The sequence below is a fragment of the Stieleria mannarensis genome, from assembly GCF_014154935.1.
GTDB lineage: Bacteria > Planctomycetota > Planctomycetia > Pirellulales > Pirellulaceae > Stieleria > Stieleria mannarensis.
This window is the reverse complement of the sequence record NZ_JACEHH010000095.1, coordinates 1-9990: the sequence shown is the minus strand read 5'-3', so window position 1 is coordinate 9990 and position 9990 is coordinate 1. Positions and strand designations below refer to the sequence as shown.

At 58.2% G+C, this 9990-nt stretch carries 4 protein-coding genes; 2 read left to right on the top strand and 2 right to left on the bottom strand.

Features of this window, described 5'->3' with window-relative positions; all coding sequences use genetic code 11:
* Window positions 1-206: hypothetical protein (locus tag H1B37_RS33520; protein WP_220498482.1), on the top strand; the 206-nt coding region annotated here is incomplete at its 5' end.
* A 460-nt stretch (window positions 207-666) separates the two neighbouring features.
* On the opposite strand, the gene dnaE is transcribed toward H1B37_RS33520, so the two are convergent.
* Together dnaE and trmB are read right to left on the bottom strand one after the other, a co-directional pair.
* On the bottom strand, window positions 667-5583 hold the full coding sequence (gene dnaE, locus H1B37_RS32040; RefSeq protein WP_182871361.1) for a DNA polymerase III subunit alpha: 4917 nt from the start codon (window positions 5581-5583) through the stop codon (window positions 667-669).
* A gap of 279 nt (window positions 5584-5862) precedes the next feature.
* Window positions 5863-6567 (bottom strand): tRNA (guanosine(46)-N7)-methyltransferase TrmB, encoded by a 705-nt coding sequence (gene trmB, locus H1B37_RS32035; RefSeq protein WP_182871360.1) that lies wholly within the window; start codon window positions 6565-6567, stop codon window positions 5863-5865.
* 150 nt (window positions 6568-6717) lie between these two features.
* Here trmB and hemE point away from each other — a divergent pair, with 150 nt between their 5' ends.
* Window positions 6718-8682 carry a uroporphyrinogen decarboxylase gene (gene hemE, locus H1B37_RS32030; RefSeq protein ID WP_182871359.1) on the top strand — a complete coding sequence of 655 codons (1965 nt, stop codon included), beginning with the start codon at window positions 6718-6720 and terminating at the stop codon, window positions 8680-8682.
* Window positions 8683-9990 lie beyond the last annotated feature (1308 nt).

The following is a 9990-nucleotide window of genomic DNA, read 5'->3' as shown; positions in this document are numbered from 1 at the left end:
CACGCCTGGAAGCGGCTGAGGAACGTGGAGAGGCCCGAGGTGAGGCCCGAGGTGAGGCCCGAGGGGAGGCAATCGGCCGGGTACGAGTGCTTCAATCGCTTGCGGGCGTCGCAGAATCAACGATCGAAGACCTGCGAATGCATTCATCGGAGGAGCTTGCCGCGATGGAAGTGGCGCTAAAACGGCAGCTTCGTGAGCGCAGCTAGGAATCTCTGCCGCAATCCACTCCTTGAAACGATGGACCGAATCTAAAGGGGCAGGTCTCTTAGATGAACCGACCGAAGAATCAGCTCCCTAAGACGGGACGCTTGACGTTGCTTCCCTGTCCGCCCACGGCCGATTGACTTGACGAAGGCACCAGTGACGCGCATCAAAGGGGACGGGGGTTGAAAACTCCGCAGATCATGCGTTGGGCAGGCAAGCGGCCACAGCGAGCGGTGAACCAACCCTCGGGCGAACGAGGACGCCGGCCGTTTGCATGATGCCGATCAGGCCCGCTTGCGGGCATGACCAACGGACAACGACCCGGAAACGCTATCGAAAACGGAAATGCGATCGTCCTGTACTAGGAGGTCCCTTGAGGGGATCTCTCAACGATGCCCCCGCGACTGCTCGGCTTCAAGAGGGGGCGGCGAGAGCCTCGGTACCAGCCGGCGATCCAGCGCCCTACCGCGGCTTGCTCATCATCAGGCGGTAGTTTCCTGATCCGAGCAGGTCGTCGATCCGTGATCGCATTTCCGGCGTCACTTGGACCTTGAACTTGTCGGCTTTCAGGTGCACCATCTCACCTTCGGCCAGTAACATGCTGAACAGCAATTCCTGGTTGCCGGGATAGCCGCGGATGATTTCGCGCAACCGCGAGATCGTTTGTCCGTCGTGTTTGGATTCGTCCAATCGGATCCGCATGCCGTGGGTGTAGCGGTTGTCCAGGTCATTGAGTGGAATGAGTTCGTCGATGATCAAGTTGGCTTCGTCGCCGCCACCGCGGCGATCGACTTTGCCTTTGGCCAGCACGACCGCATCGGGGATGACTTTTTCCCCGTGATCGGCAAAGCCGCGTGGCCACAGGATGCAGCGGATGGCGCCCTGCATGTCTTCCAGGTCAAAGTTGGCGTACTTGGACGGTTGGCCCGGTTTGGGGTTCTTGGTGTGGGCGATCTTGATCGAGCTGATCATGCCGCCCAAAACCACTTCGCCACGGTCCTGGATCTCGGCCAGCGAGTCGGTGGTGTGGGTGCGGAACGTGGCGAGTTTGGGTTCGTACTCGGCCAGCGGGTGGGAATCCAGGTAGTAGCCGAGGACCTCTTTTTCGTAGCCCAGTTTTTCTCGATCGGGCCATTCCTCCATGTCCGGCAAGACGACTGCGGGGGCGTCACCAGAGTTTTCTTCTTCGTCTTCAAAGGCGCCGAACAGGCTGGCTTGTCCGCTTTTCTTGTCCGCTTGGACGGCGGCCCCAGCCTGCATGGCTTTTTCGATCACGGCGACCAGTTGGCTGCGTTTGGCGCCGAAGCAATCCATCGCCCCGGCTTTGACCAACGTTTCGATCGCGGATTTGTTACAGGCGTGTGGGTCGACGCGTTCACAGAAGTCGAAGATGTCTTTGAAGGGACCGTTCTTCTTGCGTTCTTCTTCGATCGAGATCGCGGTCGAACCGCCGCAGGCCTTGATGGCCGACAGGGCGAAATGGATTTTTCCGTCGGCGACACTAAAGTCGGCCTCGGAGGTATTCACGCTCGGCGGCACGACTTCGATGCCCATCCGGTCGCAATCCTCCATGTGCTCCACGAGCGCGTCTTTGCGTTTAAAGTTCCGGCCGTCGATGTCGCTGGACAGCAACGACGCCATGAACTCCACCGGGTAGTGCGCCTTCAAGTACCCGGTTTGGAACGCAACCAGGGCATACGCGGTGCTGTGTGAGTTGTGAACGACCAACCCGTTCGCCACAAAGTTATGGTCATGTTCAACCGTCAGGTCATAAACATCCACCACCTCGGCGGGTTCGATGGAAACGATGTCGTCCCAGTAAAGGTCGCTCTGTGCATGATCGGCAAGGACATCGGACTCGAAAAAATCCGCCAATCGCTGGACGGTCGATCGCTGAAAGCCTCGCTTGGAGGTTTCGCCCGTGCGGCAGAGTTCACGAACACAAACGCCGCTCCGCGACTCCAGGTCCCGCCACGGAATCTCGTGACGAACACGTTCGGCGGCCACCAGCGAACGAACCGCGACGGGAATGAGGTCTCCCGTCGTCCGTGCTTCGCCGGTGTCGATTCGATCGAGAGCCCTGAGGACGGCTTGTTGCTTGTCGATGATGTGCGGACCAACAACGTTAAGAAACCTAAGCCGCGATTCATGTCCAATCAGGTGTACGGTATATCCGTTTTTTGGCTTGCCGTCCGTTCGTCCTTTATAGGAAAAGGACTTCTTGGTGACTCGTGAAACGATCCCCAGACGCTGCAACAGCCGTTGAACGTCCTCGGCAAGCTGCTTGGATGAAGTCGCATAATAGGACTGCTGTGACGGTTGCTCGACGTATCCATCCCCAGCCCAGAGTCTGCCCAGAAGTATTGCCGTTTGGCGTTGGCCCAATTGGAACACTGTTTCGGGGAGTTTCTTCTCGGTGGCCTTCTTTCCCGTCAGGCCGAGTGACTTGGCCCAGGCATACGCACCGCTTCGTAGCCCGGCAATTCGGCTTGCCGCGACGGCAGTACCGACCCCGGAATGGTCAAGCTTACCGAGGCGTGTGTCACGGCCTGTCGAAAGACAAACCTCGATCCGCCCATCACTGCGGTAATCTGTTCGTGCGGATGTCTCGTCAAAGAGCTCCGAATGGTAAACAAAGTCGTCGACTTGCGATTGCGAATTGGAATAGAAGTAAAGGCACGTCGGATGGCAGAGGTTTCCTTCGGCGATCAGCCAACCAAGTGTGATCACCTCGTGATCAGACCATTGTTCCGTTTGCGCCACGTCGATTTTTCTTGCGACTGCAATTTTGTCACCGACATTCAGGTCGTCGATATTCGTCCAACCGTCGAAGGTTTTTAGCGGGTGGTTGCCGGTGGCGGTGATTTGACGCCTGCTGCGTGTCGTGACCGTGTAGGTCTGACGGACTCCGTTCCAAACGACGTCGGTGACTTTGCGTGGCACCAGTTTCTGACGATCGTCGAGCGCATGGATCGTAAACTCCCGTTTGCTTTGGAACAGCTCTTCAACAGTGGTCGCTTCTCCCGTCACGGCGTCAATCACTTCCGTTTCGCCGACGACGCATTTATTAAAGCCGTAACCCGCAAATTTGACGATCAGGTTCCAGATTTCTTCGGCGTCTTTTTGGCCGAGCCCGTTTTCCACGGCGCCTTTTAAGAACACTTCCTGGTTCTGATTGATCAGCGCTTCTTTCTTTTTACTGATCGCCTTAATACACGTGTACGCTTTGGCCAGCGGGACGCCGCCGAGGCGGTTGAGGATCCGCATGACCTGTTCCTGGTAAACCATCACGCTGTTGGTTTCTTCCAGGATCTCTTTCAGCACCGGGTGTTTGTATTCCGGGGTCTGGCGACCGTGTTTGATGTTCACGTAATCGTCGACCATGCCGCCTTCGAGCGGACCGGGCCGGTACAACGCGGCGGTCGCGATGATGTCGTGGAAACAGTCAGGCTTCATCCGCGTCAGCAGGTCTCGGATGCCGCCGGATTCGAGCTGGAAGACGCCCTTGGTTTCGCCCCGCTGCAGCAGCGCGTAGGTCTTCTTGTCATCGAGCGGAAATTTCAGCGGGTCGACGTCTTTGCCGGTCGTCTGCTTGATGAATTTCACTGACCGGCTGAGCATCGTCAGGTTGCGCAGCCCCAGGAAGTCCATCTTCAGCAAACCGCTCGCTTCGACGTCGTTCATCGACCACTGGGTGATGACGTCTTGCTTGCCGGGAACACGCGTCAGCGGGACGTATTCCGACAGCGGCTTGTCGGCGATCACGACGGCGGCGGCGTGGGTGCCGACGTTCCGCGCCAGACCTTCGATTTTCATCGCCAGGTCCAACAGTTCACGGATCTCCGGGTCGCCGTCATAGGTTTGTTTCAGGTCGGCACTTTTTTCCAACGCCTTGCCGATCGTGATCTTCAGCTCGTCGGGCACCATCTCGGTGATCTGGTTGACCCGTGAGAGCGGAATCCCCAGTGCCCGTCCGGTGTCCTTGATCGCAGCCCGGGCGGCCAGCGTTCCGAACGTCCCGATCTGGCAAACGTTGTCGCTGCCGTAGCGTTCCTTCACATAATCGATGACTTCGACGCGGCGTTCTTTTTCGAAGTCGATATCGATATCCGGCGGCTCGGTCCGGCTTTCGTCCAAGAACCGTTCGAACAGCAAGTCATAGCGAAGCGGGCAGACGTGCGACATGTAGAGGGCGTAACACACGATGGCCCCCACGCCGCTGCCCCGTGCGGTCGCCGAGATTCCCTTTTTCCGAGCGTGGATGACGAAATCCCAAACGATCAAGAAGTACGTCGGGTAGTTCAGCTTCTCGATGACACCGAGTTCGCGATCGAGTCGCGCCATCACTTCATCGGACAGTTTGCCGTCGACGATTCGCTGGTCATCGCCTTCGTAGCGTTCCAGCAAGCCCTTGATGCACAGCTCGCGCAGGTAGTCGATCGGCTTCATCTGATTCGGGCATTCGAACTTGGGGAAGTAGTACTTGCCCAGTTCGATGTCGATGTCGACGCTGTCGGCGATCTCCTGGCTGCGCGCGACGCAGTCCTCCATGCCCGGGAAATGCTCGTACATCTGTTCGGGGCTGCGCAGGAAGAACTGGTCGTTCTCCATCTTCATCCGCGACGTGTCCGTTCGGAAACGCCCGGTGTTGATGCACAGCATGATGTCTTGGGCTTCGGCGTCTTCCTGATTGACGTAGTGACAATCGCTGGTGGTGACGACGGGCAACCCCATCTTGTTGGCGATGTCGACGGCGCCTTCGAGTTGCAGCCGCTGGATCTCCAGCCCGTTGTTCATCACTTCGATGAAGTAGCGGTCGCCGAAGACCTTGTGGAACCAGCCGGCGATCTCCATCGCCTCTTTCTCGTGCTCGCCGGTATCGCTGGCCTTCATCACCGTGCGGCTGAATTCGCTACTGACGCATCCCGACAGACAGATGATGCCTTCGTTGTAGGTTTCCAGGATTTCTTTATCGATCCGCGGCTTGAAATAAAATCCTTCCAGCGACGCGGCACTGGCCAGTTTGATCAGGTTTTTGAATCCCGTCCGATTCTTGGCCAACAGCGTCAGGTGGTAACTGGCGTCCTTGCTGCGTCCGGCACCGCCCTTGTCGAAGCGGCTGCCCGGGGCGATGTAGGCTTCGTAGCCGATGATCGGATTGATGCCGGCCCCCTTGGCCGCACGGTAGAACTCCAACGCCCCGTGCAGGTTGCCGTGATCGGTCAACGCCAACGCGTTCATCCCGTGATCGACGGCTCGGTTGACCAGGCGTTTGATGTCACCGGCACCGTCCAGCAAGCTGTAATGGCTGTGGCAGTGTAGGTGGACGAAGGGTTTGACGGGCGTGACGATGGAGTCGTTGCTGGCGGTGTCCGACATGCGAAAAAAACTCTTCCGTGGGTGGCTGGCTGGGCGCGATTGCCCGTCATTTTAGCAGTCTGCTTCAGCCCCGATAATTGGTCGGACCGGAGGAGAGAGAGGGGGCAAAACGATGGGGGCAAAACGATGGGGCAAAACGATGGGGCAAAACGATGGGGCAAAACGATTCAATGCGCGGATTGGATGCCTGTTTCGAGGAATCTCGCGATGGTACCGATCCCGAGCCTTGATCGAGCACATGATTGTTTTGCCCCCATCGTTTTGCCCTTCCCCATCCACTCAACGTTTCTCGTACCGAACCCGATACACCGGGATCTGGTTTTGCCGGCTGCGGCGTTCGAAATGCGTCCGGTAATCCAGGTCGTGGGACGAGGGTGATTTTTCTTCGGGGATCGGCACGCCGAATTCCGGTGCGATTTCCGCGATCATCTCGATGGTGGCTTCGAAGTAGTCCAGCACGTCGGTCCAAAAATGGAACCGCCCGCCGGATCGCAGGGCCGACAAAATGCTTTGGACGCTGCTCTCGTTGACCACCCGCCGCTTGCGATGTCGTTTTTTCCACCAGGGGTCGGGAAAATAGACGTGGACCGCTTCGAGTGATCCGGCGGGCACCCGATCGGCCAACAGCGGCTGGGCGTTGCCGGAAACCATCTTGGCGTTGGATCGGCCCGCTTTGGCCAAGCGTGCCGCGGAGTGTTTCGCGTATTTGTGGATGATTTCGATGCCCAGAAAATTGTGCTCGCCGTTGCGGTCCGATTCGTTGGTCAAAAACAGGCCTTTTCCGCTGCCGACTTCGATTTCCAGCGGCCGGTCGTTGCCAAAGACGCTTTGGCTGGTGATTGTCGCTGGGACCTCGGGGAACGGCAATTCGGACCCCGTGTCGCTGCCCGAGGCCAATTCGCCGGGAATCGGCTGGCGAAACACGTACAGGTGGTCGGACAGGTCGAGCGTCGGCTTGGGGGCGCGGATGGGGCTGCGGGGCATCGGAACAATCGGAACCGGTCGGCGAGGGAGGATGGCATTTGGTCGTCAAGAGGTAATCGTAACGACCGCGAAAACGTCTACAATGCCGGAACGGATCTCGGTTGCCGCTCCGTCCCCCCTCTCGACATTCAACAGCACAAAAAACGACCTATGCCCAACGACGCCGATTTCGCCGGCCTTCATGTCGCTTCCTTGGAAAGCCGCCGCGCCGACGACATGCGGCGATTGATCGAGCGGCACGGGGGTGTCAGCCATGTCAGCCCCTCGATGCGTGAGGTCCCGATCGAGCCCAACCGGGCGGCCATCGATTTCGCTTACCGCGTGATGACCGGCGAAATCAGCACCGTGATCTTCATGACCGGCGTCGGGTTCCGCTTTTTGATGCGTTCGCTTGACAAGCACGTCAACACCCAGCGATTCCTGGATTCACTGTCCGACATCACCACCATCTGCCGCGGCCCCAAGCCCGTTGCGGCGCTGCGCGAGGCCGGCGTCAAACCAACCCACAAGATCGGTGAACCGAACACCTGGCGCGAGATCTTGCGGTACATCGATGAAAACAACGTCCCCGTGGCCAACCAAGAGATCGGGCTGCAGGAATACGGTATCTCCAACGCCTCGCTGGTGGCCGGACTAGAGGCTCGCGGCGCGTCGGTCCGACCGGTGCGTGTTTACGGCTGGGACTTTCCCGAGCAAACCGATCCGCTCCGCGAAAATATCCAAGCGATCGCCGACGGCCAGCGTGACCTGTTGCTGCTGACCAGCGCCCACCAGATCGTCAACATGATGCGGATGGCCGAACAGATGGGCATCACCGATCAACTGCGGACGGGATTGCGGACTACCGCGATCGCGTCGATCGGCCCGACGACCTCACAAATGCTGACCGAGTGTGACCTGCACGCCGACATCGAACCGTCGCACCCCAAGATGGGACACCTGGTCGTGGAAACCGCCAAGCGTTCGGCGCAACTGGTTGCCGCGAAAAAACGCTTAAAGGAGACCGACGAAAAGATTCAGCAATCAATTTCGTTCGCCACCGAGTCGCCCGCAACGGCGGACAAGCACCCCTCGCACGACAGTCTGTTCCTGAAAGCTTGTCGCGGGGAACCGACCGAACGCACGCCGATCTGGTTGATGCGACAAGCCGGACGCTACATGAGCGAATACCGCGAGGTCCGAGCCAAGCAGAGTTTCTTGGAATTGTGCGCCAATCCGGCGCTGTGCAGCGAAGTGATGTGCACGGCGGTCGACCGACTGGGCGTCGACGCAGCGATCATCTTTTCGGACTTGTTGCCGTTGTTGCAGCCGCTCGGGTTTGACCTGGAGTTTGTCGCCGGCGACGGACCGGTGATTCACAATCCGATTCGCAGCGACGCGGATCTGACTCGATTGAAGCGTTTGGACGATCCCCAGTCGCTGGGGTTCGTGTATGAGACGGTGCGACAAACACGTGCCGATCTGCCCGAGGGAATCCCGTTGATCGGGTTTGCCGGATCGCCGTTCACGTTGGCCAGCTATGCGATCGAAGGCGGCGGCAGCAAGGTTTACACGAACACGAAGAAGTTGATGTACGAATCGTGCTCCCAATCGTCCGGCGGTGCCTGGGCGGAGTTGATGAGCACCTTGTCCGAAGCGATTACGGTTTACTTGAACCATCAAATCGCCGCCGGGGCGCAGTGTGTGCAGTTGTTCGACAGTTGGGCCGGCTGCCTGTCGCCGATCGAATACAGCGAGTTCGTGTTGCCGTGGATGAATCAGATCATCGCGGGGATTGCACCCGGCGTGCCGGTGATCAATTTTGCGACCGGCAATCCGGAATTGTTGCCGTTGCTCCGCGGCGACAGCCGAACGGTCGTGGGCGTCGATTGGCGGGTCCCACTGGCGACCGCCTGGGACCGGATCGGGCGAGACAAGAGTGTGCAAGGCAACCTGGACCCGGCGGTCTTGCTGGCCGATCCCGAAGTGATTCGCGACCGCGCCGCCGCCGTCCTTGACAGCGTCGCCGGCCGCAACGGGCACATCTTCAATCTCGGCCACGGCGTGTTCAAAGAAACCCCGGTCGAAAACGCCATCGCCCTGGTCGAAACCGTCAAAGGACTTAGTGCGCGGTAGGGTGGGCAGGGTTCCGGCGATCTAGCGGAGTTGTTGCAAACCGCTAATGAACACTGATGAACGCTGATGCAAAACTGAAAGGCTTGGAACACTCATTGAGTTTGGAGGAAAGCAGTCAATAAAACCCCTCGGGTCTTCCGCTGCTCCTGTGGGTGAATCCCATGAGATTTCCGCAGATGCATTCGGGTATCCGCCAGAATCGAAAGCGTAAACCATGCCCGTTTCAGTGCTCGGGATTTTTTAAGGCATCGGCTCCAGCGTCCAATCGTTTTTGCTTTGGGCATTGTTGATTGCTACATTCAGCGTGCCGGGAAAAACGGACTCAGGCTCTGCGGGGACGCGGGCCTGGGGAGGGATATCCCGGTCGATAGCGAGCCAATGGTGCCTGCAGACTCAGCGAGCCATTGCTCGTCGAGACTGCTCTTGAAAAGCCCATTGGGCGCAGGAGTTCATGCCTTAGAAAATCCATCGCCGAAGTGATCGCGACTTTCTACGTTGGTGTTTTCGGCCAAAAATCCCGTGAATTGCCGGTTTCGAGACCGTCGCAAACAGGTGTGCCCCCACAGATTCTGCGGATGAGCTAAATCTTTTGGGTGATCTCTTTCTTTAGACCTTCTTCTTGCCAAGCGGTGCATCACGTTTCCCAAGCCCTTGCTTCGCTCGGGCTCGACGCCGAGGTCCGTCGGCAGCAGTAGCGTCACCTGCGAACGCTGCTACGTAACGGCCAATTGCGAAAAGTGGTTGATGAGTTAGCGGGTCTTGATCGCGAAGGCGAATCGTCGCCGGAACTGGAAACGGAAATCCACGACCCCTGTCGTCACGGAGAAGCGCGGCGATTGAGTTACCACGCCTTTCGCCGGAGCGACGTTCCTCGCGACACCGGCACGCTCGCAGGCAGCATCCGCGGAGTGATCAATTTGCGACTGAAAAGCTACGCGATGTTTTGCGAGAGTGAAAGAATGAAACCGCGGAGCAGATGCTTCAAGTTCGCACTCATCTGGTTCCAGATCGTTGGGATGAATTAATCGTCGAGCTCGCCGAATTTCGACGCGGGCAGGCAAGTGAAGGCTGGCAATGGGAGCCTCGCCCCATGGACTGCAAAGTTCAAGTCACTGATCAACAACTCATTTCAACCAGCGATTAGCGTGATTCCCGCGCCAACAAAATGGGAATACAACCGACGGAAACCGAATTCTGAGGTTTTAGACGGCATGCAAAACGCCTGCACTGATTCCAATTCTGGGTCTTCGCGGATTTTAGTGGCTGATCGCCTGTTTTGCGAGGATTTTGTATCCTTGGGGAATGAAC

What these genes read in the sequence shown, in the direction of transcription:
- dnaE (WP_182871361.1), bottom strand. Translation starts at nt 5,583, where the DNA reads ATGTCGGACACCGCCAGCAACGACTCCATCGTCACGCCCGTCAAACCC.
- trmB (WP_182871360.1), bottom strand. Translation starts at nt 6,567, where the DNA reads ATGCCCCGCAGCCCCATCCGCGCCCCCAAGCCGACGCTCGACCTGTCC.
- hemE (WP_182871359.1), top strand. Translation starts at nt 6,718, where the DNA reads ATGCCCAACGACGCCGATTTCGCCGGCCTTCATGTCGCTTCCTTGGAA.